Below are 23,621 nucleotides of genomic sequence, written 5' to 3'. Positions count from 1 at the left end.
GCCCCATGCGTTTGCTTTTGCTCCGCATGGCGTTGCCGAAGATCTCATGGCGGTCGAGCTTTACGCCTGAGCGCTGGCATAGGAAGCATCGGGAAGTATCGGCTTGTACGATGCTCGGAGCGTAGCCGTTTCGGTCAAGCTCTGCGCCCCATTCGTTTTTCAACCGTCACACCTCCCAGCCTGTCCCCATTCTCTGCCGATTTGGTTATCGATGATCCTGATTTGCAGTTTAAGGCTGTTGATTGCTTCCAAGTTCGCCTTGTAGACTGCTTCGGCAACATCTCGCTTAAACCGTGCTTCTGCCACGCTCGGTATCCCGTAGCAGGTCTTGTCGATCAGGCCGATGGCAACTCCATCATCTTTGAGCTTTAAGCACTCGGTGCGGAGAAGGACTTTATAGTCCCGCTCCGCAGCAGCATACTCGCTTCCCGAATTTCGCAAGGTCTTAACGGCTGTATTAAGCTGTGCCGATTTCTGTTGCAGCTCGGTCCACAGGTCAAGCTCCATTCTTCTCGGCCTCCTTTTCGGCGGCAAAGGCTTTCTTCTGGCAGTTCGGGCACAGCTTGCGGCCGAACCGCTGGACGCTGTAGGCGGCGATCTCGCTTACAGGCCAATACTCCCCGTTGCGCTTGTTGATACCGGTGATCTGCTGCCCGCAGTCGATGCAATACTCGGTAGGCTCCGGTTCTCTTTCTGCGCCCTCCGGCAAGTCCTCGCCAGCGTAGATATATAGGCCAAGGCCATGACGGGCACATGCTTTTGTAAGGGAACGCTGGATTGCCTTATTGGCATCGAATGAGGTAACATCACTGGCCGGGATTGAGCGGTTGCGGTTATCCATGACCGGCAGATACTCGATGTGCTCAATGCCGTTGACGGTTACGCCAGTCTTAACCCAGCAGGTCTTACCGTCTGTGTGGTAAAACAGGCCGTTAGCATCCTCGTATATGGTATAGGTGGCATCCGGGTGCAGCTTCTTGATTTCTCCCCAGGCCCATGCCCAAGAAAGGTATGTAAGGCCATTCTTCTTCTCTGTCTTGTCAGAACAGTTGATGCTGTTCAATTCTCGAAAGTAGTTCTCCATAGCTCCTCCTTAATATCTGTCTGGTTCTTCATCAAAGTACCTGTCAGCATCCGCATCGCTGGCGTCAAACCGCTTAACACAGTTTTCGCAGCCAATGACCATGCCGTCCTTAATGTAAATGGTCTCGTTGATCTCGCAGCCGCACTCCGGGCAGATGTGCGGCTTATCATCGTAGTTATCCACCCAGCTCGGGATGGGCCTATCCGGGACATCGTATGGGTTCATGCTCATTCCTCCCAAAATCTTGCGAAACTCTCGGCGTTGTACTGCCCTTTCGTTACCGCTATCATCTCTCGGATGGTGTAGCTGTCTTGCAGCTTCCCGGCGGAGTGAAGGCTCTCAGCAAATGCTTCTGTCCCCTGTCTGCAGGCACCGGTGATGATACGATACATTGTCTTGCAGTCCTCCAACGGGATTTTCTTATCCATGTCCATACCGAGGAATTGGTCTGCGCCACGGTCTGCGGCTTCCTTGAATTTTAAGTCTGCGATGCCATCGCGGAAGTTGCTGCAGTGGGCATAGTTTTTGCCATCTCCTACCACATTCCTCCCTTTGATTTTGCCGATATAGAGGGTATATTCACTGACATTTTTGGTGGATTTGATGTGCGTCAAAATGCCATCTGCATACAGATATTTGCCGGGCTTATACTCTCCATCGTTCAACCTCTTGACTTTCCACTGTCTTTTTCGCTTGTCTCTTATCTGCGTGCCGCTGAGGTCGAGCCCCCCGCCTACGGTTAGGTTATCCGGCAGGCTGGTTATCTGCGTGCCGCTGAGGTCGAGCCATCCGCCTACGGTTAGGTTGTCCGGCAGGCTGGTTATCTGCGTGCCTCTGAGGTCGAGCCCCCCGCCTACGGTTAGGTTATCCGGCAGGCTGGTTATCTGCGTGCCGCTGAGGTCGAGCCATCCGCCTACGGTTAGGTTGTCCGGCAGACTGGTTATCTGCGTGCCGCTGAGGTTGAGCCATCCGCCTACGGTTAGGTTGTCCGGCAGACTGGTTATCTGCGTGCCTCTGAGGTCGAGCGAGCCGCCTACGGTTAGGTTGTCCGGCAGGCTGGTTATCTGCGTGCCTCTGAGGTCGAGCGAGCCGCCTACGGTTAGGTTATCCGGCAGGCTGGTTATCTGCGTGCCGCTGAGGTCGAGCGAGCCGCCTACGGTTAGGTTATCCGGCAGGCTGGTTATCTGCGTGCCGCTGAGGTCGAGCCATCCGCCTACGGTTAGGTTATCCGGCAGGCTGGTTATCTGCGTGCCGCTGAGGTCGAGCGAGCCGCCGCTTTTCTCCATCATCTGTTTTGCCTTATCCAGTGTGAGCCTACTCCCCATTGTGTTTTTCGCGATCTCCATTGACATTCCTCCTTTAATCCTGTATAGTTGTGGTGGTGGTTAGGTCTCCGTCTTTGACGGGGGCCTTTCTTTTTTTGTATTCCTCCTGCTGGCGGCGGATACAGCGCAGAACCCATGCTGTGAAGTTGCAGTAACCCATTTCGATAAGCTGCTGACGGAACTCCGCCATATTCACATAACCCAAAGGAATACGCACAGACAGCTTATAGTTTGCTTCCCGCTTCCTGCCGGGCTTGTCCGCTATCAGCGCTTCCGCTTCGGCAGTACGCCGGATGCCATAATACTCCGGCCGTTTGCACATACTGTCCACCGGCTTGGTGTAACCGGGGAACTTCTCCCGGATAACTGCTATCCTCTCGTTCTGCTCCATGGCCTTACCTCACCAGCAGCAGGATCGTCACCGCTGCGAAGATGGTTCCCATTCCGAGGACTACGGCCAAGGCTTCCTGCAGCCACTCCTTTTTACTCATCTTCCTGTACCTCCTTTTGCGGGAGCTCCGGTAGGAATGCCCACCACTGGACTTCGATAACGGTCTCCACATGATCTCCGCATACATTGAACATTCTGTGCTTAGCGCTGAACGGAAGGGTAGCGAAATACCCAGGTGCCGTCTGACATAGGTATCGTCCGTCCTTGCTTGGAACGATCTCATCCGAGTTAAACCACCGGATAAAGGTGTTGGTTGTTGCTTCCATGTTGTTCCTCCTTCTTTTCCACCCCGTTTGGCGGGAAAAACTTCTTGACATCTTTTATTGGAATAAATAATGCATCGCAGACCTTATAGACTTCCTCCAATGTCCACGGGGTCTTGCAAATCATTCTGTCGCTGATCTGCTGGCGGCTCATACCGGTGCGCTTCCCAAGGCTTGTCTGGTCGTGGCCAAGTTCCAGCATCAGCGCTCGCAGTTTGCGGTATGTATCAACCTTCCTTGACATTGCTATCCCTCCCTTCATGTGGTAAACTATGGTTGAGGTGATATTATGAGCGAAAAACTTGATGTTTCGTATTCTTTGACCGAAGAAGAAAAGAGAATATTTCGCAAATTCAAGCGAAGCAACAGCGCCAGATTGAATAAGGCTGAATTTCAAACTATGCTCCGGTCAAAGCTGGTAGATGGCGGTTTCGGCGGCGAATACTACTGGTTTAGCAATGGCTCCTTTGATGAGGGAGTTGCTTGCCTATCGGAAAACGGTTTGCGCGTTAAAGCCGCCATGCAGGCCGAGAAGAAGTTAAGCGTCCGGTATTGGATTACAACAGGGGTTGCAATCGCCGGTTTTCTTCTCGCCGTCCTGTCTCTCCTCATGCAACATGGGATAATATCACTACTGCCGCTATGATGATGGAGAGAACACCGCACACAACCGTGATAATCTGCGGTGGCCTGGTCTTAAATAGGTATGCTTTCCAGCTGGTATCGCCGTAGACCTCGATAAGGTATTTTTCAAATTCATCGTTTCTCATGTCATGCCAGTCTTTCATTGTCCTCCTCCTTTTCCTTGATAAGCTCGTCCAGCGCAGCCATGAACCGCTGTTCTGCTCCCTTTGGGTTTCTGTGGCCGTTGAGAACCATGCAGACATACGCCTTGGTCACGCCAAGTTTTTCGGCGACCTGTGTCATGGTAATTCTGTTGTTGTGCATCTTGCCGACCATGTCGCCAGTCCATTGTGCAGGCATCCAAACTGTCCTCCTTTCTTTAATTTTTTGTTGCAAGAGTAAACAAAGTGTGCTATCATATTTATGGGATAAATATTGCGCTACCCTGGCGATTGCTGGGGCACTTCGGTTTACTCCGCTGACCATGTTCCTATTATACAGTTTACTCTGTTATCCGTCAAGGGGAAATGCGCAACTTTGTTAACTTTGTAGGCTTGCACAAATAAGGGGCGTGTTAACTGTGTTTTATGACAATTATTTGAGGCTTTGTAACTCTGTGCGCAAAACGCCAAGTGCTGTTGCATTGGAAATTGGGCTGACAAAGCCATCTGTTTCCAGATGGAAGTCAGGGTCTATGCCAACCGATGCAACGCTTCAAAAGGTCGCCGATTACTTCGGCATCACCGTTGACGAGCTTTTGGGTAAAGAAAAACAGCCCACCGAAGGTGAGCTGCATCCTGCCAATAAAAAACTTATGGAGCTTTCCCGGACTCTTTCGCCGGAGGAAGCCGAGAAAGTATATAAGGCCATTTCGCTGCTATTAGAGAAATAGCTCTTTCGCATTGTTCAGGTGTCATTTGTAAAATAAGCTGCTCTAACGCCGTGTTCCAATCCATTGGTGTTCCTCCTCTTTTGTCAATTATTGTCGAATAAAAATCCTTCCAAATTCAGTAGGTATTTGGTACAATTCAATTGTAACAAATTGCATTGCCAATATGTACTGACAAATGTTGCGGTTTTGGCGTCAAATTTGTCATGTTTTCCTGACAAAAGTGCCCGGTAACAAAAAACAGGAGATGAGTTTGTGAATTCAGACGAAGAAAGGAATTGGGAAAACTTTTTATTGGAGGTAGCCACAAAACGGCAGGAGCAGGGAATGACACACAAGGATTTGGCCGACAATGCCGGGACAGTTGAGAGGACGATCTCCCGGTTGCTTTCGGAGCCGACAAAAAATCCAAGCCTTTTTCTCGTTGCTTCCGTCTGCCAAGCGCTGCACATATCTCTCGACAAGCATTTCGTGAAGGAAGTCTATAACAAAACAGACAGCCAGAACAGCGAAGAAATGATCGAGATGCTGAAAGAGCAGGTGCGCCAGCGCCGGAGGCTCTCCAAAACGCTTTTCGCAGTTATTTTTGCCCTGCTGGCGATGATGATTTTATACCTCGTCCTAATCGATGCAAATAACCTTAACTACGGTTTAATTCGGGATTAAGAACAGATGTTCTTTCCAAATATAATCGTACACCGTAAAGTGTACAATAATCAGTACTGGAGGAGACGACTATGGAGGAAATGGAGAAAACAACACCAGAGATCAAGCCAAAGAAGAAAAAAACGATGGTAACAGCAATAATCCTAATTGTTATCATAATTGCAATCATCGGAGCGCTTGCCGGTGGAGAAAAGGATAAAGACAAACAGGACAATCAGCAAAATCAGCAGCAACAGCAAGAGGAGCAAAACACGGAAGTGGATATGTCCGTAGTCGCTTCGGCCATAAAAACTGTGCTTGATAAAAATGCGGAGGGCACAGGGATTGAGTACTCTTTAGAATACGATGACACCGGTCTTGTTATAGCAGCAAAAGCGTCAGGAGTAGCTGCAGAAGTGGCGCAAGCAAAAGCGGACGGATACGACGATACATACGAGCCATGGGTAACAATGCGTGAAAGCATGGTTAAACTGTGCAATTCGATATCTGATGCTGTTGATACGCTTGGCGCAAAGGATAAATATGTAACAGTCACAGTGGTCAACGATGCCAATGAGGACAACACCCTCTTGACGATTATGAACGGCGTGGTTGTATACGATGTAATGGCAGAAAAATAAAAAAACACCGCCCCCGGAAACGAGGGCGGTTAATTGCAGGAGGATAACATGAAAGAGAGAACAAATACTGCAAAATGGTTGGAAAAGCAAGGTCGCTGGCAAATAGCCGTGCAAAAGGACGGCGTGAGAAAAACATTTACCAGCAGCAGGCCCGGACGGGAAGGGCAGCGGGAAGCAAATCGCAAGGCTGATGAATGGTTGTCATCTGGCATCAGTGGAACCAAGCTGCGCCTGTCAGAGCTGCACGAAAGCTATATGGAGCAGCTGAAAACGCATACAACAATAAGTAACTGGCGTCCAGTCGACGCACGGTGGCGGAAGTGGATAGACCCGCAGATCGGGCACATGAAAGCATCTGCACTTTCAGACGCCGTGCTGCAGCGCGTGGTTGACCATGCGTATCAAGAGGGGCAGCTATCCAAAAAGACCCTCAACAACATAAAAGCAGATCTTACCTCTTTCTGCAAATATCTCCGCAAAGCGAAAGTGAGCAATTACACTCCGGAGGATATAGCTATCCCCAAAAGCGCGAGGGCAAGCAGGAAGAACATCTTGCAGCCGGAGCATGTCATTAAACTTTTTGCCGAAGATACGACAACGCTTTATAATAAGCGCATAGTCGACCCGTTGGTGAATGCTTACCGCCTTGAAGTCCTTACCGGTCTGCGCCCCGGAGAGCTGCGCGGCTTGATGCGCAATGATATTGATTTAGAAACGGGGAAAATCATCGTCAGACGCTCCATAAACGAATACGACGAAATCACTACAGGCAAAAACGAAAACGCTGTACGCGCCGTTTTCGTCGGCGAGATGGGCAAGGAGGTTTTGAAGAACCAGCTCGCCCAATCAAACGGGCTGTATCTCTTTGATGTAAAGAGGGGAGAGCACTACCGCAGAAGCTGGAAAAGGTATTGTGAAGCAAATGATATCCCACAGACAACGCCTTATGAGCTGCGGCACACATTTGTCTCAATGGCACAAGCGCTGCCGGAGGGTTGGGTAAAGCAGCTGGTCGGGCATTCCAAGAGCATGGATACATTCGGGGTTTACGGGCACGCTGTTTCCGGAATGGAAAAGCAGATAACAAGCGCTCTTGATGATGTTTTCGGCGGTATTTTGGCTACGCAGGAATAAAAGTGAGTTATTTTGTGAGTTACAAGGAAAAAGAAAAAGCCCAGTTTTCGCTTGAAACTGGGCTTTTCTTGTGGCGGAGATGGAGGGATTTGAACCCACACGCAAAATTATGCTATTGCCGTAAAGTGTAGGAATCAAGCGGTTTTTCCGACTTTTATTCCGCTGAAAAAAGCATGAAAAACTCACTTTCGGAACAAAAGTGAGTTGCAAAGTGAGTTATTTTGCCACCGTATCGTACTGTTCGATGGCGGCTAAAATTCTGCCACGCAATGCCTGTGCGGATGCGTGTTCGGTTCTGTATTTTTCTTTGATGTCTTCCAACTCGGCGACCAGCTTATCATAATCGCTCGGCGCCTGGGTATCGTCATTGAGATACTGCCGCACCAACGCCAAAAATGCGCTCCAGTGCGGCCTGATATAGGCAGGGCAATCTTTCCTTGCGTACCAGTCATGGTGCTGATAGACGGCGCTCTCGTCCAAGCCATGCCGTTTTAGGATAGCAGCGCAAAGTCTTGCGCCATTATCTTCGGCAATCCGATTGTACTCGGCATCAGTTCCGTCCATGATGATCTCGATGGCGATGGTAGTGCTGTTGCCGGGGCCGTAGTTTCCATCGGCAGCGTGCCAGCCGACCTCGCCCTCGTCAAGGTTCTGCCATGCTTCGTTCTCGTCCACATAGTAGTGGACACGGACAGACCCCATGTTGCAGTTGGGATAAGTTGCTCTGGTGTACTGCTCCGCCATTGTGGTTCCGCTGGGGATTTTAATCCGGCCAGTATTGTGAATAGTCACACCGTTAATGGCGGATAACGCCCGGTTTGCCTTGTACTGCGTACCTTTGCGGTATGTATAACCGGCCTCGGTATAGTCTCGGTTCCATACGGCGCTATCAGGAATAAGCTTTTCACAGATTTTTACGCCGTTATCATAGCGTACATTGTCGGGAGAGAGGAAAGCCATTAGGCTTCCCCCTTTCCTTCGGCATCCAAAATAGCCGCATCAGTGTGTTTGACCATGCCGGTGGTGGCTGCGTCATATGTACCATTAGCAGCCAAGGCCACGATAACCGCATTGAGCAGGCACAGCACCACGCCCTGTACCGTCAGAGCAGAGCCGTTAAAGGCTTCGGCTCCGATGAGGATGGCCACAGAGATGATGTAAGCAAGCAGCTGGGTGTTGATGTTCTTGAGGGGGGTCTGCTTGAGGAACTGGGTAATGATTGTGACCATCATTACAGCGCCTGCGTAAGTACCAAGAGAAGTCCAAGTTACAAATTCGTTCATTTTATGTCCTCCTTAAAGGAATTTGAGTTCCCCACGAATACAGCGGTCGTGGACGCTCTTAATGTTGCGGATCGCTGCATCCGCTTTGGAATTGATGTAGACATCTTCGTGCTCCACACAGTACTCTGTGTAGTTGTCGATATCCTCCAGCACATTGTTGAAGGATTCTTCGCTGTGGTTCACCCCACGGCGCAGCTCGTCCGAAAAGCGCAGGATGCGGATGCGGCACATATCTGTCCGGTAGCGTTCGTCAGAATCAATATGCTGTTGCAGCTTATTGTCCAAGGCTGCCATACCGGAGATAATCTGATCCTGCTTGTCCTGCTTGCGGTCAATACGATGCAGCAGCCAGCTAATGACGGTAGCCAATGCGCCGGAGCCGAGGAGGGCCAGTGCAATTTCCATGGGTTATGCCTCCTCAAAATACTGGCCTATAAGCTCATGCGGCAGGTAATACAGCACGATGGTGCCTGTTTCATTCAAACGCTTGCAGAGGTAGGTTTTGCTGTCCTCCGGGTCGAGGTAGTACTTGCCGTACTCGTATTCCATACCCTTCGATGCCGGGATTGGGTCATCAATCGTTCCGGGAGAACTGGTGTTGACTACCACCCACAGAGCAGGAACAGCCGGGGGTTCCCAGTCTGCCTGCGAGGTGTGCGCCTGCAAGCACTTGTATACCTTGCCATCGTGTCGTCTGCGGTCACCCACCGCATACTTGGTGCCAGTTTCCCATGGTAGGAACAGCATGGGGTTCTTTGCTGCATCAGCGTCCGCCATGGCACCAGTCACGCTATCAATGCTCGTCCGGATTTCCTGCGCCTGCTCTAAGATGTCATTCCGCATTGGCTGTTTCCTCCTTTTCTTCGGTTTCTACGCCAAGGGTTTGCAGCGCTGCTTTCAGATGTTCCAACTCTGCTTCCTGCTTTGCTTTTACTTCTTTGGCTTTTTCGGTGTAATAGCCCATTAGTTCACCCCCATAATGTTAAGAGCATTAAGTGTATCAAGGATATAACTTTCGCCAGAAAGTGTTTTCCACTGATTTGTAGTTGTATCGTAAATATAAGCATTTGTGAGTTGAGCGATGTTGTTTGAATCTCCGATATAAGCGTTTCGTAAGTAGGCTTCAAATTCGGATTTTTGACCTTTTACGACTGTGAATGGATTGTCAAATCCAAAGTCTGCTTGGAGGAATAGATGATTTTGTTGCAAAACAGTCGATTGTGTAAATGTTTCTACTGAAGAAGCATTAGAACCCCCAAGAAGATAAAATTTATCACCAACAAATCCACAGCAAGCTGATATTCTATCTGCGTGTAATTCAAGCTCAAGCACATCAACGACCAAGGTATCTAAATTTACACGAATTATCTTTTTTCGATACAGAGTAGTATCTATATTTCCAAAGATATATGCATAGTTACCAAATCTACAGCACCTATTTACATAGTTCACAATATAAGGTAGTACATTGTTATTCTGAGTATATTCTTGCGTATCAACATCAAATGTCTGTATAGACTTCCGTGGGTCAAATGAGACTCTTGTTGTGCCTCCAAATACATAAACTTTGCTTCCTACTGCAACACAAGCTGCATTATAGGTTCCTTGAGCTTGTACTGGCATATTTCCATGATAAGTAAATTTTTCTGTTGTTACATCGAAAACTGATACAGTAGCAGAGTTTATACTTCCAACATATGAACCAACAAGAAATATTTTATTTCCACTAACACAACCACTTGAAAAATAGTATGTATTTGTGCCTGTAAAGGGATAAGAAACATTTCTTAGTGTAGTTTTTTCTCCTGTTTCCAAATCAAACTTATCTACATACTCGGAATCTGCTCCAACAGTATGATTAAAAGTATACATGTATTTGCCAACAGTAAATGCGAGTACGCTATATTGGTAAACCAGGTCTGAATAAAAAGTCGTTCTTTCTCCTGTTGTTACGTCATATCTATATATATCATTTTGCTGACTACCTATAAATGGACAAACAGAATAAATATAATTACCGTACGAACACATTTGCGGATTGTCACTTCTAAGCTGAGAAAAACCAACTGTCCAGTTCTTTGTCTCAGTGTATTCATTTCCATAATTCAAAACAGGGCTGCATTTCACGAAGTCTGGCTTACTCGCCAAAGGTACCCATAGTTTAGTTGTGTCTGTCGGAGGGGTAGAACCGTAATCAATGTTGAGTTTTACCCCCCCACCGTTGGTAATAATTGGATTGCCATAGATGATGCTCATGCGGTTACCTCCGTTATTGTTACCTGTACCGCCATATCCGCATTGGGCTTTTCGCCCATTGCTTTGGCGGTAAGGGTACCATTGTTGTTCTCAATCCAAAGGGCAGATGTGCCGCTGTCTATGATAACGCCAAGAGCGGTTGCGTCCATCTGGATATCCACCTTGCTATTGGCAGTAGTCCCAAGGCCGGTTACCGTCTGGCTGTAGGGGCTTTCGGAGCCGAGCCAAGATGCCGCAGGAAGCGAAAGCTGCTTAATAACAACCGCCCGGTTTATCTTGTACTCCATCTTTCCGATGGCCTGCGTTACCGTATCTGTTGTGGTTACATTCTGCCGGGAGGTTGCCTGCTTGTAGCCGGGGATTTTGATTTGGCTGCCGGTGTAATCGCCGGTTTGCGGTGTCACCGCTCCGGTGCGGCCGTTAAAGCTCGCAACAGTACCGGGGCTGATGGTGTGCGCTACATACTGCAAATCGGAGATCATTGTGGGCTGGGCTGTGTAAGTGGCTATCGGCAGCTGGTACACAGTACCGCTTGCATTGATATCCTCCTGCACCAGCGCCGGAAGCGGGTCTTGCGCCTGTGTCACAAAAGAAATCGGTGCTTCGGTGTTTGCCATGTCAATTTGGATAAGCAATCGACCGGGGACAGAGCCGCTGGTCGGAAGCGTCGCATTGATCGTTTGGGCTTCCACAACAAAGTTTCGGCCGAGGATTATACCACGGCCATCGGAAACATTTATGATGTTACCACCCTGTGTAGTTACTTCAACGCCAGTAAAGATGCCGCTGTCGTTGATAATGTGGTTGTACAGATACGCATCATCCGTTGGAGTTACGATAGATGCGTTATACTGGAGCAGCGTTATCATGCGTTTGCCCTCCTTTCAAGGATCAAAATTTTGGTAAGGTCGGCACGGACAACGCCGAAGGTCATTTTTGTAACATCCTGCGACCTTGCATAGCCGGTAAGGATAGATTTGTAACTACTGTCGCCATCAATGACCAAAACCTCTGTGCCGATGGCCATCGAGGTATCAAGTACGCCACAGTCGTTTCGGGCAGTCAGCTCGATCATGTTGTCATACTTTTGCGGGCTTAACGCTTCGTAAGCCTTTTTGTATGCAGCAGATTCAAAATTGATATCCGTTTCCAAAAACTGCGCCGCAAAAAACACAGGTGTAATTCTGTCCGTGTTGTTTGTGTCGACCTTGCCGTTAGGATGCAGATAGTAGGTTATGCGCTGCGTCTCATCGGCCTTGTTGTAGATGGTCACCTTGTTCAGCTGGCCTGAGCTGTCGCCAATGATAATATTTTTATCCACAATGGCTTGCAGGCTTGCTTCGATGACAGCGCTTTCACTTACCTTTCCAACCGTAACGGTAATAGCCTTATTCTGCGGGTCAAAGGCCATGTTTATGGCTATGCCGTAAGCTGTCAAGGATTTGGTAATGATCTCGTAAAAGCTGTGGATGTTGTCCTTTAGGTTGAGCGCCCCGGTCGTTTCGGAGGTCGTTTCCACCGTCATACCGGATATGTTTTGCAAAGCATCTCCAGAAGAAACAAAGTTATCTCGGATGATCGAAGCAATAAAAGGCTCAATCTTTGCAGAGGTCGTGCGATCGAAATATACCTCGGTGTCAAAAAGCGACATAAGAGGCTGCGCCGAAATCGTTACGCCCGTTTTATCTGTTTCCACATCGTCAACGATTCCCTGATAAGCTACATTCCCGTTTTGGTCTGTAACGCTTATAAAGTCGCCCTTTTTCGCATCCAGCTTTACGGCCCGGAGAGTAGTTTTTTCTAGGGTCAGGTAGTCAAACCGTATCTCCGGGCTTTCAATCGGAGCAAAACTTCGGAATGTGAAATCCCTTGCGAATACTTCGCACTTAAACAGAGTATGCAAGTTTCTCCACCTCCACATATGCTACGATATCCGATGTGCCGTCGTGCGAAAATGTCAAAGTGCTTTCTCCCGGCGGAGCATAGATAAATCTTCCGGTCGAAAAGTCGCTGGACTGGTACAGGTTTTGGATGTATGTCCCGTCGAGCGCATACTCTGCGATCTCCATTGTTGCAGGGTCAGCATCAACAACGAGTTTGTGTCCGTCAGGGATTGTTGCGGTTACTTTTCCGACCGCTACACGGGTACCGGCCTTGATAAGCGCCCAAGCAGGATTGACGACCGGGCCGAAGATTTGCAGTTTGCACGGTGATGCCAAATCCCCGTTTCTTATTTTTGCAGTTCCTGTTGCTGTTTCTGCGTAGTAATAAGGATAAGTGTAACTGTACCTTTTAATTCCTTGGTCTGGCGCTTGACTTTGTGTTACCTTAACAGCTTCGTGCCAAGTCCCGAAGCAGAGGAATGTAATCGGTACTGCCAAATAGCCGGATTTCAGTTCCGACTTATCCGCAGACTGCACTTCACACTTGATTTTGTACCATGTGTCCAGCGGGGAATACATCAGGTAAAGCGGGCCTTTTGTCACGAACGAAATAAACGCCTGATACCGGGAATAGTCGAAGAATATCATTTCGCCTGTCACGGCATACTGGTTAAGGAATTCATCCGATACCAGCCATGCGCTTCCGGCTTGGATGGTGGAGTAGGTTTTGCCAAAGCCTAATCCACCTGGCGCATTGAAGTACGCCGTTTTGTCCATCAAATCCCATTCGGCGCCGACACCGTTCTTGAGCTTAAATTTTCTCATCAGTAAGCCCTCCCAAGCGCACGGTTGACCGCCTGTACCAAGTTCCTTGCGGCAGCTTCACCGGCTGCGTTATCGTAGCCGTTAAATGTGTTGTTCATTTCGATGGTGATGCCGCCACGGTCGTTTCCGTTCAGTGGCATAACATGGGCACGGCCACCGGCCATGGTAAGCAGCTCCGGCCCGGCTTCGCCGACGATGGCGCTGCCGGAGGACAAAACTCCGCCCTTGGCAAGATAAGCAATTTTTCCGATGGTCGGAATATTAAATCCGAGGGACTTACCGCCCAAAACAGGAACCCAATCCGGAACATCAAAGTGAATGCTGTTAAGGCCGTTTATCATCCAGTTAATGGCGTCAATAACCATGTTGATAAGGCCGATGATTCCATTAAGAGGAGCCTTTGCAATCGCCACAAGGGCTGTAAAGATGCCCTTAAAGATTTCCTGAACACCTGTCCATGCTCTTTCCCAGTCCCCCGTGAATACGCCACGAATAAAATCGATAATACCGTCAAAAACGGCCTTTATGGAATCCCAAACGGATTTTACTGTTGCGAAGAAGAAATTTAAGATTTCCCCCAATACTCCAAACGATTCCGACCAATCCGTCGTAAATACGCCCTGTAAGAAATCATCCACACGCTGGAGGATGGCCTGTATCTCGTCTCCACTTGTTGCAATCCAAGCAACAAGTCCTACAATGGCAGCTATGAGAAGCACGATAGGATTTGCGATTATGAAATTTATGGCCGTTATCAGCGCCGGGATAACCGTTCCAGTTATAAAACTGATGGCTCCGGTAATTCCTGAAATAATACCTGCAATCGGGGAAATCGCCGCAATAAGACCGCCGACAATAAGGATCGTCTTTTTGACCCCATCGTCGAGGTTTGAAAACCAATCGATTGCATTTTGAAGCCCTGCGACGATTTTATTGATAATCGGCAGCAGGATATCGCCAATGGAAATTGCAAGATTATTAAGGCCGTTTTTGAGTATTTTCATCTGGCTTTCGGTCGTTGCGTATCTTTTGCTTGCCTCGTTGGAGAGGGCAATATTTTCGTCCCATGCAGTATTTGCGGTTGTAACAGCATCGTCCAACACATCGGACGCAAGGGCTAACGCACGAAGCATATTGGACTGGCGAATCCCGGAGAGCCCCAATTTATCCAATACGGCGATTGTGTCCTCTCCATTTTCGTTCATCTTCCCAAGCCCGCCGATGAAAGCACTGATTGCGTCTATCGGTTCATTGCCCCACATATCTGCGAATTCAGAAGCAGATACACCAGCGATCTTTGCAAATGTTTCAAGATCATCACCGCCAGCAGACACAGCCTTGCTTATTGCGGTCATTGTTTGGGTCATTGCCGTACCGCCTGCCTCTGCGTTGATGCCAACCGAGGACATTGCGGTAGACAATGCAAGGATATCCTGTTCGGACAACCCGGCAACTGTACCAGCAGACGCAAGGCGTGTAGCCATCTCAACAATATCGCGCTCTGTTGTGGCAAAGTTATTGCCAAGGTCAACAATGGTACTGCCGAGTTTGGAGTATTCATCAGCGGTCGTTCCGGTAATGTTGGCAAATTTGGCAAGTGCAGAGGCAGCTTCATCAGCGGAAAGGTTTGTTGCTTCGCCCAAGTCGATCATGACGCGGGTAAAGTCAAGTACATCATCGGTGGCAATACCCAACTGTCCAGCAGCTTCCGCAACCGCCGCAATCTCCGTAGTGGACGCAGGAATTTCTTCTGCCATGTCCAATATGCCCTGCCGGAGTGCCGCAAGCTGCTCTGTAGTGCCGTCTACTGTTTTTTCAACGCCAGCAAAGGCGCTTTCAAATTCTACAGCCGCTTTTGTGGCTGCCACTCCTGCGCCTGCAAAGGCCAAAGATGCCGGTGCAAACTTCTTTGCAATGTTCCCGGACTTTTCTGCTATTGCTCCGGTAACCGCTGAAACCTGTGCAAGTGCCGCACGGCTCTTGGACGCTTCGGCCTGTAGGTCTTTCAGCTTTAGTTCGGCGCTGGTCAGTTCACGTACTAACTCACGGTATTGTTTTTGGTTGACCTCCGTTCCTGCGGCCATTTCTTGATCCGCTTGCTTTTTGGCGTTTCGGAGGCTTTCAACCTTGTTTTCTGTATTTTTGATTTGATCCCCGAGCAACTTCTCCTTTTGCTTGAGCAGGTCAATATTGGTCGGGTCGAGTTTCAGCAGGCGATTGACCTTATTAAGCTCCGATTGTGTCCCACGGATTTCGCTGTTCAGCGAGCTGATCGCTTTTGACAGTCCCTTTGTGTCACCGCCGATTTCAACAACGATGCCTTTAACATTTTCAGCCAATCTTACCACCTCCTGCGAAGAAATCACGCAAGCCGCCGGGTCTGCCCTTTATGGCATACTGTTCTGCGTCGTTGGACTTTTCGATCATCAAATCATAGACCATTCCGCAGGTCATGTCCTCCAGCGCTTCATCGGATAACCCGAGTTCAGCGCAGCGGAGCATAAAGGTTGACCCGGTAGGCTCACGCACGGTTTGTTTTATTTTTTTTTTGGAACAGCGGTAGTCTTGTTGTTCAGACTCCAAAGCTCCAAAATAGCAGGGAGCACTTTATAGATGGAAAACATCTCAAACTGCTCCAGCCACTCGTCAACATTGTCGGGGATGGACCCGTCATATTGCCGAGCCATGATAAAAGCGACATCCTCAAAGATTTCAAGATCGCTTACGGAAAAAGATCCGTCATCGGATGTCGCTGCTGTTTGTAGCTTTTGCAGGTCTCGGACAATGTCCCGACCCACTTTATGGCGGTAGATGCGTGGGGTCAGCGCATTAGCGCACAACCCTACACTTTTTCCGTCGATCTCGATTACTTTGTTCATTTCAGCCTCCAGTCGTCGGAGTGAATACGGCGGTGTACCAGCCGTTCACGGTCGCCTCCGGGGTCTCCGCCGTAGTGTAGGCAAGGGAGTTGCCATTGGCCAGCGGGGAAGCGGTGATGCTGACGGTCTGCGTCTGCGGCTCTACGCTCTCGGTCGTGGTGTTCAGCTCACGAGTGGGGCGGGTGCAGGTGCAGTTATAAAGAACAAACTTAGTTCCGTTCACATCGCCCTCCTCTTGGAACAGCAGGGCGAAGGACTTGGGCTGAATGTTTGCATTCTCGATCATCACCTTGCTGGTGGTGTCAAGAGTGTAACCGAAAACATCCTTGAGGAATGCTTCGGGGAAAACGGCGACTTCGAGATCGCCGGTGTAGCCGCTGTTCGCCACGGCTACGAAATACTGAATGTTGTCCGCATAAAACGGTGTGGTATCGCCGGAAGGCTCCAAAGACAGGCTAACTGCGCCGGGGATGGCTACGGGAGTGCCATAGGTGTTATTTTCCCCGTCGAGGATAGCGTAATGGACATTCGAGATACCGAATTTAACTTTATCAGCCATTTTTACACCTCGATTTCATAAACTACTTGGTTACACTGCTGATCTTCAATGTAACTCTCGGACTTCTGCCAAAACAGAGAGGACAAAGCCTGTTCGACTTTGCCCTCTGCTGTTAGGTCTTTATCTTTTGTGTAAAGCTCAACCTGTATATGGTTGATGGGGTGATACACCACATTGTCAGCGCCAAAATTATTGGAGTAGGAGACGCGATAGAGGATATACGGTAACTTTTGCGGCTTATTGAAGTAACCGTAAGCTACGGGCATCCTCGTCTGTTTTAACAGGGAATTGACATCTTGCAGTGTCATCCTTTCTTAATCACCACCTTTACACGAGTTAATAGTTTCTGCTCTGCCTTTTGCTCCGCTGGGCCGATGTGGGGGAATGGGCGGGCAGAGCCTTTTGCGGTTCCGCCTGGGCCTGCGTGACCATGTTCCAGCAAGTGCGTGAGCTGGTAATCCGTTTTGTTGAAAATTCGCATACGGATATCGCTGTAGCTCTCATATGCGACCTTGTCACGCCAACCGGCCTTATAATCGCCGGTCTGTACCGGGCTGCCGGTCACAATGTCTTGGCGGCATTCCTTTGCCACCTGCCGAACCTCTTTTTTTACGCCATCCGTAACGGCCTGGTCATAGTTTTTCAGTTCGGACAGGATTGCCGTTGCCAACTCATCCGGTCTAACCGTTTTCGACATCGTTGCCCACCTTTTCCTCAAGGTACAACTCTATTTCATCGCTGCCTGTTACAAAATAGGTGCGATAAATGGAATAGCGTGTGCCGCGCCACTCGGCTAATTTCTGCCCAGCATAGTTGGCGATAGGAGTAACCGCCACAAGGGACGGCTGCAAGCCGTTTTGACCGGCGGAATAGAACTCCGCCCGTGTAGCGGACTGCAGCCGCGCCCAGACCTGTGTTGTGGTTTCTGTGGCAATCTGTACCCCGATATCGTTCTGCTCAAAGGTTTGGGAGATTAATGTAATGAGATCATCCAAATCAATCACCCACCTTTTGCTCAAACAGCCGGTTGTTGAGTGCCCACCGGAGCATCCGGGGCATTGCTACGACCTTTTCCCGGCGTTGCCGGTAAAGGTAGGCGGCGTACATCTCCACCAGCATAGCATCACCGGTGCTGGTGGAAAGTACGATTCCCTCGGTAGCGATATACTCCTTGGCAGACGCGATCAACGCCGACAGGTAATCGTCAAGCGCTGTTGTGGAAAGTTGCAAATCAACCTTCAAGATCACGAGGATATCAGCGTCTGTCATGCTTTAACCCCCTTTTAGGAAGCCTTGGTTACATTGACTGTGTAAACAACGGTCTCGTTGCCATTCTTGACAGTAACGGTCAGAGGATGGGCAGCGCCATCAGCCAGCCAGGTAACAGAGCCGCCGTTCTTCACATTGGCGTTGTTGTAGGCAATAGCGACCTGCGCACCAGCAACCTCGGTAGTGGCGTTTACTGCAGCAGTCGCAGCGGAAGCGGTAGCGGTGTAGCTCAGCACATCGCCATCAAAAGCAGGGCTGAGGGACAGGTTTCCAACGGTCAGAGCGGACAGCTTAGCGTTGTTGGCGGTATCAGCCGCAAAGGTCATGGAGGTGGTTACGGAAGCGCCGTTAATGTTGATCGCCACAAAAGCGCCGGGGATAACGGGCATACCGTCAGCACGCTCTTTGCCGCGGAATACGGTGTTATCCTGAATGAACTGAACCTCGCGGGATGCTTCGATGGTCATGCCGGAGCGCTGCGCCCACAGGTACAGGTCGCCATAGCCGCCAACGATGTCGCCATCGGGGATAAATTCGAGGATTTCCACATCACCGCCGATGATGGGCATGGTCATACCGTCAAAGGTGACATACCGGCCCAAAGCGGTAGCAAGGATTGCCTTGGACTGCAGAGTAGCCAGGGTCTTGCTATTCATAGCCCAGAAGCGCTCGCCGCGGGAATAGCGGGTGAAGGTGTTACCAGCAGCAACAGCCAGCGCAGCCCAGAAAGCCTCGCCGGTGGAAGCAGTGGGAATGGTGATGATGTTGGAGGTGTGCAGGTCAACCCAAGCAGGAGCATTGGCCGGGTAATCGCTGGGTTTGCTCTCCTGCGCCAGACGCGTCACAATACCGAGAGGCATCTTCTGACCAGCGCCCTTGCCGTACAGGATGGCCTTATCCTTGGCAAGGCCGATAGCCTCGGACAGCATCTCGACGATCCAAGAGGCGAGGTTTACATCGTTATCCTCCAGCAGGGAATTACAAACAGGAACATAACCGGCAACCTTGAAGCCGTCAAGAGTGATCTGGTTAAAACTGAAGGTCAGCTCATTGATGGCACCGCACATTTCAGTCCAAACGGCCTCGGGGACAGTACCGGCAATGGTCTGACGGGCTTCGCCATTGACATTGCGGATGCGGACCCGACGCATCAGTTTGGAGTAGCGATACATATTCTCGGCAATGAGGTCGAGGAATACAACAGGGATGGTCAGCTCACCACCGGTGATATCTCTCTTGCTGCGGGCAGCGTTACGAAGCTCCGCAAAGAAGGTCTGCACATCGGGCTGGGCTACGATAGCGTCACGCTGCTCTTTGGGAAGAGCGTCAAAGGCGCGCACATTCATGGGGAGGGAGCGAATGTTGATGGTATTCATGGTAAAATCATTCCTTTCGTCTTTCTTTTCTGCTTTGGGTTCAGCCTTGGGAGGATCCTTTTCGGCATTTTCCAAATCTTCCTCAAGGCCCTTGATTTCTGCGGACAGTTTTTCTTTTTCGGCGTTGTGGGCATCCTGTTCCTCGGTAAATTTGTTCATGGCGTCCTCAACAGCCTGCTGCTCCTCATCGGTGGTAGCTTCGCCGATTGCTTTTTCGATTTCAGCGGAGCGTGTTGCAAATTCTGCGTCTTTAGCTACCAGTGCCTCAAAAGCTGCTCTTTTCAGTTCCAGCTTTTTGGCAATCATAATGGATTTCAGTGCCATGTCAGCACTCCTTTCTTAGTTTTTTGAGGGCTTCGGCCCTCCATTGGTCGAGCTTGCGCTCGTTGATCTTTTCAAGGTCTTTTTTCCGAGCCTCTACCATGGTGTCCTCGTAGGCCGGGAAGGTAACGACCGATACCTCATACAGTTTGACTTTGCGAATAGTCCACACGGTTGTGCCATCTGGCCGGATTTCGGTTTCCTCGTCAAGGATGTCAAAGCCGAAAGAACATTGGGAAACATCCCCACGCTTTACGCGCTCATAGGCGTTCATGGCGTCCTGATCCGCTTGATTAATGAGGATGGACCCCCAAAGGCCCAAATCGTCAACGCGGAGGGTCAGTGTACCAGCTGTTGTTCTGCCAAGCACGATTGTGGTATCATGGTTAACCAGCGCCCGAATATCATCACCGAGGGTACCATCAAAGGCTCCTCGGTCAATGCGCTCGATGGCTTTATCCCACATCCGGTATTCGCCGGTAAAGGTGGCGAAATAGCCCTCAATGTAGAGGTTTCCATCAGCAGCGCGGGTTTTGAAGTCGCCACTGCGGCTGATTGCCTGTCTTGCTCCTACCATTTACTCACCTCCTCCGTTTAGTTTTTTCTGATCGCCAAGGCGGTCCGCGGGAATGTAGTTTTCAAGGGCCAAAAGCTCATCCATCCCCTCGTGCGGAGTAAGCCCAACCCAACTGCGCCACTCGTTCCGTGTCATTGCCATGCGGTCAACCATTTCCGCGCCAGCTTTGATGGTTTCCTCCAAGGAATAGTTGTAGAGGGAGCGGACATTGAAGCGGAAAAAGTAATCCGGAGATACGAGCAGCTTTCGGCTAAACTCCTGCTCCAAAATCTGTGCAATCGGCATGATACGGGAAGAAATAAAGTTGTTCCATTCGTCTCGCTTGAACTCGCCAACGCCCAAAACAAAAGGCGGCACGCCAAGAATGGTTGCCACCGTCGTTTTATCCAGTTTTACGAAGTCTGCCAGCGCAAGATCAGATAGAGTAAGGGGCCTTACCTGTTCCACCGAGAATTGCTCGGCAGGAATCAGCCAAGGTTCCCCGGCTTTATTGCTTGCCACAAAATCGCCAAGGAGCTTTGCACGCCCCTCCGGGTCAGAAAACTCGTCCGTCAGCGAATCTACCTTCACGATAAGAGACGGTTTCCATTCACTGGCCATGAAGCCATTTTCTGTTTTCGCCGCTTGCTTGAGGTTATTTGCCACATCAGCCAGCGCAATGCTGTACCCAGTGCCTTTCCATGGGTAGTAATTGCTCGGATTTATGGCAAAATGCAGCACATCCTTCGGGTCATAGGGTTTCCCAGATATTTCGATGCTATAATACCGTTCCCCATTCGGTACAAATGCTACAAACGCCGCCGGAATCGGGTCAAGACGCCGGAGCAGCCCCTTCCGTGTCTTTGGGAGCACTACAGCGTTCCCCCGGCCATCCAGCAGCATTGTTTTGATGATCCACTGGATAAAGTTTGACCGGCCCATGTAACTGTTCGGCTCGATATCAACCACACGAGACAGCCCATTTTTAACCCGGATATCTCCACTATCGGTGTTTTGCATCAGATAGATTGTCATACTTCCAATTAAAGACGCAATCCTATCAACAGCGGCACAGATTTCCGGGTTGTGCGCAAGGTCTGTATAGCCGGAACAGGTTAGGTCTTTCCAGCCGGTTCCATCACACAGGCATACAGCGCTCCGCGTTTGGGGCTTATCCCGAGAGCGGAAGCGCTCAAAAAAATTTGCTATGCTCATTTATCACCCCACCATTTCTTTCCTGCTTTAGATTTATCCAAAGCCTCCAAGTACCGCACCGTGGCGAATACGGAGGCATCGAACACATCAATTCGGTTTGTCGGTCTTACCTTGTCGTACTGGATCATATCGTCTGTCTTTTCGACGGCCGAGACATTCCCAACACAATACTCATATGCTTCGGAATGCATATAATACAGCGTCCCATTTTTGGCGCTCTGCTCGATATGCCGGAAACCTTCTGATTTCCTGTAAAAATACTGCGGTTGGTCGATAATGTTAAACCCAGCCGATTTCATGCCAATGAAATACTCTCGGCAGAATTTACGGTCATGCCCCACCTGTCGTATTCGGAAACCGCGCTTTCGCATTGTAACAAACCAGTTGACAACATCGGCGTGGTTTACGGTTGGACTGTTGCACATGGTCAAAAGCCCATCATCGGCCCAGCCGAAAAGCGGTATACCATCCTCGTCGGCCTTAACATGAGCCTGCACCACAGGGAACCAAGCGTGACTGATGATGATATCCACGCCTTTGTAATTTCCAAAAAGCGCAGCCGCCGTTAGGTCATGCATTTTTGAGAGGTCTGCACCACCGTACCATTCTATTGGGAGCTTGGAAAGCTCGTCCAGCGTCCAGTTGTATTTTTCATCGCTTCGCCGGAATTCGTCGAGGTTGAAATAGGACTTGATAGCCCCGGTATAGACATTGAGAGACTTTGCGAAGAAATCTTTCCGCTGCTGCGGGTCATTCTGCGCCTGCAAGCTATCGTTTAGAATTTCCTCCGGCCGGATGGAAACGCCATAGGCCGGATTGGCCATCTCATGTACCAGGGGATTGGTATAGTCGATATTTCCCTCCTCATCCGGATTGGCGCAGCACATAAAGATAAAATATTGTTCGTCCTTGATGGTGCCATCCAGCACCTTTCGGCAGTATTGCAGCCGCTGCCCAAGGAAGCCCTGTTCGTTATCGCCAGCCGTGGAAATACCTATCAGCAGCTTGTTGGTGTAGGCTTTCATGGCTTCCTTAAAAAGGTTGTACTGCTTAGGCTTGGTAAAAGCGTGGATTTCATCGCAGATCGCAATATTGCAGTTAAGAGAATCCTGCGCATCCGGGTTTGCAGCCAGAGCGCGGATAAAAAACGAGCCGTCTGGAAGCTCTGCCTCCATTGAGTGCTCGTTGTTGTTGTCAATGATCTTTACACCGCCGCCATGCTTCTCGTCCTCGCCCATAAGCCGGATGTTATAATCCAGAAAATTAAAGCTTTCAAGGGACTGCATCAGAGCCGCGGCCGATATGTAGGTTTTGGAACCGCTGCGCCGGTACCACAGGGACAGCGCCCATGCGAGGGAAGCGGCAAAACTGGTTTTGATGTTCTTTCGAGGGATAAAAATAAGGGCTTCATGAAACCGCACCACATCGGTGCCTTTCAACTTAAACCCAAGAAGATTGTATATGATGAATTTGTGAAACGGCTCCAACAGGAACGGCTTCCCCCGGAGCGGTGTACCGTCCAGCTTTTCCCCCTGCTGGTGGCAGAGGGTCTTTTCGATGATTTGAATACAGAACTCCGGCCCTTTCGGCGCGAAATCGTACTCGTCATTATCGAGGTCAGCAAAGAAACGGTCAACAGCCTGCCGCAATTCCTTGCAAGCGACCTTTCTCCCGTCTCTGATGCTTTCGGCATACTCAAGGACTACGGGCCAGTTCTTACCCTTAATCTGTCTCAAGGCTGGCAAGAGCAGCGGCAAGGCCGCCCTTTTCCTCCTTTTCCTTCACTCCGCCGGTCATTTTGCGGAAACTCGATGGAGTAAGCCCCAATTCGCGCCAGTATGCCAGTGCGCTCTTGTTGAGGTCGTCCCACAGAATCAACAGAGGGTTTTTTACCATATTTGTGGCGTTCCCTTTGTTGGTATATTCGATGACGGACTTACCGCCGGACTTTTTGAACTCGGCCTTGGTCTTATCCCGCTGTTCCAGTATCTCTGCAAGCGTTTCTACCGCAGATTGATAAGATGGGTCGGCCGTGCCGAGTTTTTCCATCTGTTTTTCGATAGTTTCAACCCATTTTTCCTTTGTCATGGCTTCCCCTTTCTCCAAAACATACCGTAGAGTTGGAAAGAGTTCCCCCCCCCTT

33 protein-coding genes are annotated in these 23,621 nt (G+C 49.8%); 5 read left to right on the top strand and 28 right to left on the bottom strand.

The features are described 5' to 3' along the window. Positions 1-159: 159 nt before the first annotated feature. The 6 genes from KX581_RS07525 to KX581_RS07500 all read right to left on the bottom strand — a co-directional run bounded on the left by KX581_RS07525 (position 160) and on the right by KX581_RS07500 (position 3,367). Positions 160-507 (bottom strand): hypothetical protein, encoded by a 348-nt coding sequence (locus tag KX581_RS07525; RefSeq protein WP_231176024.1) that lies wholly within the window; start codon positions 505-507, stop codon positions 160-162. After that, a complete protein-coding gene (locus KX581_RS07520) occupies positions 497-1,084 on the bottom strand; it encodes a Sak single strand annealing protein (protein ID WP_231176023.1) in 588 nt (195 codons plus the stop codon). The genes KX581_RS07525 and KX581_RS07520 overlap by 11 nt, the downstream gene beginning before the upstream one ends. A 9-nt stretch (positions 1,085-1,093) precedes the next feature. After that, positions 1,094-1,309, bottom strand: coding sequence for a hypothetical protein (locus tag KX581_RS07515; protein WP_231176022.1), 216 nt, complete (start codon positions 1,307-1,309; stop codon positions 1,094-1,096). 2 nt (positions 1,310-1,311) lie between these two features. After that, positions 1,312-2,430 (bottom strand): leucine-rich repeat domain-containing protein, encoded by a 1,119-nt coding sequence (locus tag KX581_RS07510; RefSeq protein WP_231176021.1) that lies wholly within the window; start codon positions 2,428-2,430, stop codon positions 1,312-1,314. Between the two features lie 13 nt (positions 2,431-2,443). Continuing rightward, positions 2,444-2,800 (bottom strand): hypothetical protein, encoded by a 357-nt coding sequence (locus tag KX581_RS07505; protein WP_231176020.1) that lies wholly within the window; start codon positions 2,798-2,800, stop codon positions 2,444-2,446. 288 nt (positions 2,801-3,088) lie between these two features. Then, a complete protein-coding gene (locus KX581_RS07500; protein WP_231176019.1) occupies positions 3,089-3,367 on the bottom strand; it encodes a helix-turn-helix domain-containing protein in 279 nt (92 codons plus the stop codon). 45 nt (positions 3,368-3,412) lie between these two features. Here KX581_RS07500 and KX581_RS07495 point away from each other — a divergent pair, with 45 nt between their 5' ends. After that, positions 3,413-3,769 carry a hypothetical protein gene (locus KX581_RS07495; RefSeq protein ID WP_231176018.1) on the top strand — a complete coding sequence of 119 codons (357 nt, stop codon included), beginning with the start codon at positions 3,413-3,415 and terminating at the stop codon, positions 3,767-3,769. A gap of 125 nt (positions 3,770-3,894) precedes the next feature. Here KX581_RS07495 and KX581_RS07490 read toward each other — a convergent pair whose 3' ends face one another. After that, entirely contained in the window at positions 3,895-4,107 is a 213-nt protein-coding gene (locus tag KX581_RS07490) for a helix-turn-helix domain-containing protein (protein ID WP_231176017.1), read from the bottom strand. A gap of 220 nt (positions 4,108-4,327) precedes the next feature. On the opposite strand from KX581_RS07490, the gene KX581_RS07485 reads away from it, so the two are divergent. From KX581_RS07485 to KX581_RS07470, 4 genes are all read left to right on the top strand, one after another. Then, a complete protein-coding gene (locus KX581_RS07485; RefSeq protein ID WP_231176016.1) occupies positions 4,328-4,639 on the top strand; it encodes a helix-turn-helix domain-containing protein in 312 nt (103 codons plus the stop codon). Positions 4,640-4,891: 252 nt separating this feature from the next. Then, positions 4,892-5,302 (top strand): helix-turn-helix domain-containing protein, encoded by a 411-nt coding sequence (locus tag KX581_RS07480; RefSeq protein WP_231176015.1) that lies wholly within the window; start codon positions 4,892-4,894, stop codon positions 5,300-5,302. A 71-nt stretch (positions 5,303-5,373) separates the two neighbouring features. After that, positions 5,374-5,922: a hypothetical protein gene (locus KX581_RS07475; protein WP_231176014.1), complete on the top strand. Its 549-nt coding sequence runs from the start codon at positions 5,374-5,376 to the stop codon at positions 5,920-5,922. 48 nt (positions 5,923-5,970) lie between these two features. Next, positions 5,971-7,056, top strand: coding sequence for a tyrosine-type recombinase/integrase (locus tag KX581_RS07470; RefSeq protein WP_231176013.1), 1,086 nt, complete (start codon positions 5,971-5,973; stop codon positions 7,054-7,056). A gap of 216 nt (positions 7,057-7,272) precedes the next feature. Here KX581_RS07470 and KX581_RS07465 read toward each other — a convergent pair whose 3' ends face one another. The 21 genes from KX581_RS07465 to KX581_RS07370 all read right to left on the bottom strand — a co-directional run. Beyond that, entirely contained in the window at positions 7,273-8,016 is a 744-nt protein-coding gene (locus KX581_RS07465; protein WP_231176012.1) for a peptidoglycan recognition protein family protein, read from the bottom strand. Beyond that, the gene (locus KX581_RS07460; protein WP_231176011.1) at positions 8,016-8,339 is read right to left on the bottom strand and encodes a hypothetical protein; all 324 of its coding nucleotides are present in this window, start codon (positions 8,337-8,339) and stop codon (positions 8,016-8,018) included. The genes KX581_RS07465 and KX581_RS07460 overlap by 1 nt, the downstream gene beginning before the upstream one ends. 12 nt (positions 8,340-8,351) lie before the next feature. Beyond that, positions 8,352-8,744, bottom strand: a complete 393-nt coding sequence (locus tag KX581_RS07455; RefSeq protein ID WP_231176010.1) for a hypothetical protein — start codon at positions 8,742-8,744, stop codon at positions 8,352-8,354. Between the two features lie 3 nt (positions 8,745-8,747). Further along, the gene (locus KX581_RS07450) at positions 8,748-9,182 is read right to left on the bottom strand and encodes a carbohydrate-binding protein (protein WP_231176009.1); all 435 of its coding nucleotides are present in this window, start codon (positions 9,180-9,182) and stop codon (positions 8,748-8,750) included. After that, on the bottom strand, positions 9,172-9,303 hold the full coding sequence (locus tag KX581_RS08285; protein ID WP_269201271.1) for a hypothetical protein: 132 nt from the start codon (positions 9,301-9,303) through the stop codon (positions 9,172-9,174). Before KX581_RS08285 ends, KX581_RS07450 begins: the two co-directional genes overlap by 11 nt. Beyond that, on the bottom strand, positions 9,303-10,595 hold the full coding sequence (locus KX581_RS07445; protein WP_231176008.1) for a Kelch repeat-containing protein: 1,293 nt from the start codon (positions 10,593-10,595) through the stop codon (positions 9,303-9,305). Before KX581_RS07445 ends, KX581_RS08285 begins: the two co-directional genes overlap by 1 nt. Beyond that, entirely contained in the window at positions 10,592-11,464 is an 873-nt protein-coding gene (locus KX581_RS07440; protein ID WP_231176007.1) for a hypothetical protein, read from the bottom strand. Before KX581_RS07440 ends, KX581_RS07445 begins: the two co-directional genes overlap by 4 nt. Continuing rightward, the gene (locus KX581_RS07435; protein WP_231176006.1) at positions 11,461-12,498 is read right to left on the bottom strand and encodes a hypothetical protein; all 1,038 of its coding nucleotides are present in this window, start codon (positions 12,496-12,498) and stop codon (positions 11,461-11,463) included. Before KX581_RS07435 ends, KX581_RS07440 begins: the two co-directional genes overlap by 4 nt. Beyond that, on the bottom strand, positions 12,482-13,303 hold the full coding sequence (locus tag KX581_RS07430; protein ID WP_231176005.1) for a phage distal tail protein domain-containing protein: 822 nt from the start codon (positions 13,301-13,303) through the stop codon (positions 12,482-12,484). The genes KX581_RS07435 and KX581_RS07430 overlap by 17 nt, the downstream gene beginning before the upstream one ends. Continuing rightward, complete coding sequence (locus KX581_RS07425) at positions 13,303-15,642, bottom strand: phage tail tape measure protein (protein WP_231176004.1); 2,340 nt, start codon at positions 15,640-15,642, stop codon at positions 13,303-13,305. Before KX581_RS07425 ends, KX581_RS07430 begins: the two co-directional genes overlap by 1 nt. Positions 15,643-15,840: 198 nt before the next feature. Beyond that, positions 15,841-16,182, bottom strand: coding sequence for a hypothetical protein (locus KX581_RS07420; protein WP_231176003.1), 342 nt, complete (start codon positions 16,180-16,182; stop codon positions 15,841-15,843). Position 16,183: 1 nt separating this feature from the next. Then, on the bottom strand, positions 16,184-16,741 hold the full coding sequence (locus KX581_RS07415) for a major tail protein (protein WP_231176002.1): 558 nt from the start codon (positions 16,739-16,741) through the stop codon (positions 16,184-16,186). Between the two features lie 2 nt (positions 16,742-16,743). Next, positions 16,744-17,049 carry a hypothetical protein gene (locus KX581_RS07410; RefSeq protein ID WP_231176001.1) on the bottom strand — a complete coding sequence of 102 codons (306 nt, stop codon included), beginning with the start codon at positions 17,047-17,049 and terminating at the stop codon, positions 16,744-16,746. After that, complete coding sequence (locus KX581_RS07405; protein WP_231176000.1) at positions 17,046-17,438, bottom strand: HK97 gp10 family phage protein; 393 nt, start codon at positions 17,436-17,438, stop codon at positions 17,046-17,048. The genes KX581_RS07410 and KX581_RS07405 overlap by 4 nt, the downstream gene beginning before the upstream one ends. Continuing rightward, positions 17,422-17,736, bottom strand: coding sequence for a phage head closure protein (locus KX581_RS07400; RefSeq protein WP_231175999.1), 315 nt, complete (start codon positions 17,734-17,736; stop codon positions 17,422-17,424). The genes KX581_RS07405 and KX581_RS07400 overlap by 17 nt, the downstream gene beginning before the upstream one ends. A 1-nt stretch (position 17,737) precedes the next feature. Then, entirely contained in the window at positions 17,738-18,010 is a 273-nt protein-coding gene (locus tag KX581_RS07395; protein ID WP_231175998.1) for a hypothetical protein, read from the bottom strand. 14 nt (positions 18,011-18,024) lie between these two features. After that, entirely contained in the window at positions 18,025-19,710 is a 1,686-nt protein-coding gene (locus KX581_RS07390) for a phage major capsid protein (protein WP_231175997.1), read from the bottom strand. Between the two features lies 1 nt (position 19,711). Then, positions 19,712-20,284 carry an HK97 family phage prohead protease gene (locus tag KX581_RS07385; RefSeq protein ID WP_231175996.1) on the bottom strand — a complete coding sequence of 191 codons (573 nt, stop codon included), beginning with the start codon at positions 20,282-20,284 and terminating at the stop codon, positions 19,712-19,714. Then, positions 20,285-21,478, bottom strand: coding sequence for a phage portal protein (locus tag KX581_RS07380; RefSeq protein WP_231175995.1), 1,194 nt, complete (start codon positions 21,476-21,478; stop codon positions 20,285-20,287). Next, a complete protein-coding gene (locus tag KX581_RS07375; RefSeq protein WP_231175994.1) occupies positions 21,475-23,235 on the bottom strand; it encodes a terminase large subunit in 1,761 nt (586 codons plus the stop codon). The genes KX581_RS07380 and KX581_RS07375 overlap by 4 nt, the downstream gene beginning before the upstream one ends. Further along, a partial coding sequence (locus tag KX581_RS07370; protein ID WP_231175993.1) for a P27 family phage terminase small subunit occupies positions 23,201-23,621 on the bottom strand: 421 nt, incomplete at its 5' end. The genes KX581_RS07375 and KX581_RS07370, both read right to left, overlap by 35 nt.

This window comes from Helicobacter pylori, assembly GCF_021062735.1.
Lineage (GTDB): Bacteria > Campylobacterota > Campylobacteria > Campylobacterales > Helicobacteraceae > Helicobacter > Helicobacter pylori_DN.
This window is presented reverse-complemented; position numbering and strand designations above follow the sequence as displayed.

Coding starts and splice junctions, on each gene's coding strand:
- KX581_RS07430 (WP_231176005.1), bottom strand. CDS start 13,303: ATGAGAAAATTTAAGCTCAAGAACGGTGTCGGCGCCGAATGGGATTTG.
- KX581_RS07470 (WP_231176013.1), top strand. CDS start 5,971: ATGAAAGAGAGAACAAATACTGCAAAATGGTTGGAAAAGCAAGGTCGC.
- KX581_RS07460 (WP_231176011.1), bottom strand. CDS start 8,339: ATGAACGAATTTGTAACTTGGACTTCTCTTGGTACTTACGCAGGCGCT.
- KX581_RS07515 (WP_231176022.1), bottom strand. CDS start 1,309: ATGAACCCATACGATGTCCCGGATAGGCCCATCCCGAGCTGGGTGGAT.
- KX581_RS07490 (WP_231176017.1), bottom strand. CDS start 4,107: ATGCCTGCACAATGGACTGGCGACATGGTCGGCAAGATGCACAACAAC.
- KX581_RS07440 (WP_231176007.1), bottom strand. CDS start 11,464: ATGATAACGCTGCTCCAGTATAACGCATCTATCGTAACTCCAACGGAT.
- KX581_RS07510 (WP_231176021.1), bottom strand. CDS start 2,430: ATGGAGATCGCGAAAAACACAATGGGGAGTAGGCTCACACTGGATAAG.
- KX581_RS07500 (WP_231176019.1), bottom strand. CDS start 3,367: ATGTCAAGGAAGGTTGATACATACCGCAAACTGCGAGCGCTGATGCTG.
- KX581_RS07445 (WP_231176008.1), bottom strand. CDS start 10,595: ATGAGCATCATCTATGGCAATCCAATTATTACCAACGGTGGGGGGGTA.
- KX581_RS07395 (WP_231175998.1), bottom strand. CDS start 18,010: ATGACAGACGCTGATATCCTCGTGATCTTGAAGGTTGATTTGCAACTT.
- KX581_RS07415 (WP_231176002.1), bottom strand. CDS start 16,741: ATGGCTGATAAAGTTAAATTCGGTATCTCGAATGTCCATTACGCTATC.
- KX581_RS07455 (WP_231176010.1), bottom strand. CDS start 8,744: ATGGAAATTGCACTGGCCCTCCTCGGCTCCGGCGCATTGGCTACCGTC.
- KX581_RS07405 (WP_231176000.1), bottom strand. CDS start 17,438: ATGTCGAAAACGGTTAGACCGGATGAGTTGGCAACGGCAATCCTGTCC.
- KX581_RS07525 (WP_231176024.1), bottom strand. CDS start 507: ATGGAGCTTGACCTGTGGACCGAGCTGCAACAGAAATCGGCACAGCTT.
- KX581_RS07520 (WP_231176023.1), bottom strand. CDS start 1,084: ATGGAGAACTACTTTCGAGAATTGAACAGCATCAACTGTTCTGACAAG.
- KX581_RS07465 (WP_231176012.1), bottom strand. CDS start 8,016: ATGGCTTTCCTCTCTCCCGACAATGTACGCTATGATAACGGCGTAAAA.
- KX581_RS07380 (WP_231175995.1), bottom strand. CDS start 21,478: ATGAGCATAGCAAATTTTTTTGAGCGCTTCCGCTCTCGGGATAAGCCC.
- KX581_RS07420 (WP_231176003.1), bottom strand. CDS start 16,182: ATGAACAAAGTAATCGAGATCGACGGAAAAAGTGTAGGGTTGTGCGCT.
- KX581_RS07390 (WP_231175997.1), bottom strand. CDS start 19,710: ATGGCACTGAAATCCATTATGATTGCCAAAAAGCTGGAACTGAAAAGA.
- KX581_RS07450 (WP_231176009.1), bottom strand. CDS start 9,182: ATGCGGAATGACATCTTAGAGCAGGCGCAGGAAATCCGGACGAGCATT.
- KX581_RS07410 (WP_231176001.1), bottom strand. CDS start 17,049: ATGACACTGCAAGATGTCAATTCCCTGTTAAAACAGACGAGGATGCCC.
- KX581_RS07385 (WP_231175996.1), bottom strand. CDS start 20,284: ATGGTAGGAGCAAGACAGGCAATCAGCCGCAGTGGCGACTTCAAAACC.
- KX581_RS07475 (WP_231176014.1), top strand. CDS start 5,374: ATGGAGGAAATGGAGAAAACAACACCAGAGATCAAGCCAAAGAAGAAA.
- KX581_RS07505 (WP_231176020.1), bottom strand. CDS start 2,800: ATGGAGCAGAACGAGAGGATAGCAGTTATCCGGGAGAAGTTCCCCGGT.
- KX581_RS08285 (WP_269201271.1), bottom strand. CDS start 9,303: ATGGGCTATTACACCGAAAAAGCCAAAGAAGTAAAAGCAAAGCAGGAA.
- KX581_RS07495 (WP_231176018.1), top strand. CDS start 3,413: ATGAGCGAAAAACTTGATGTTTCGTATTCTTTGACCGAAGAAGAAAAG.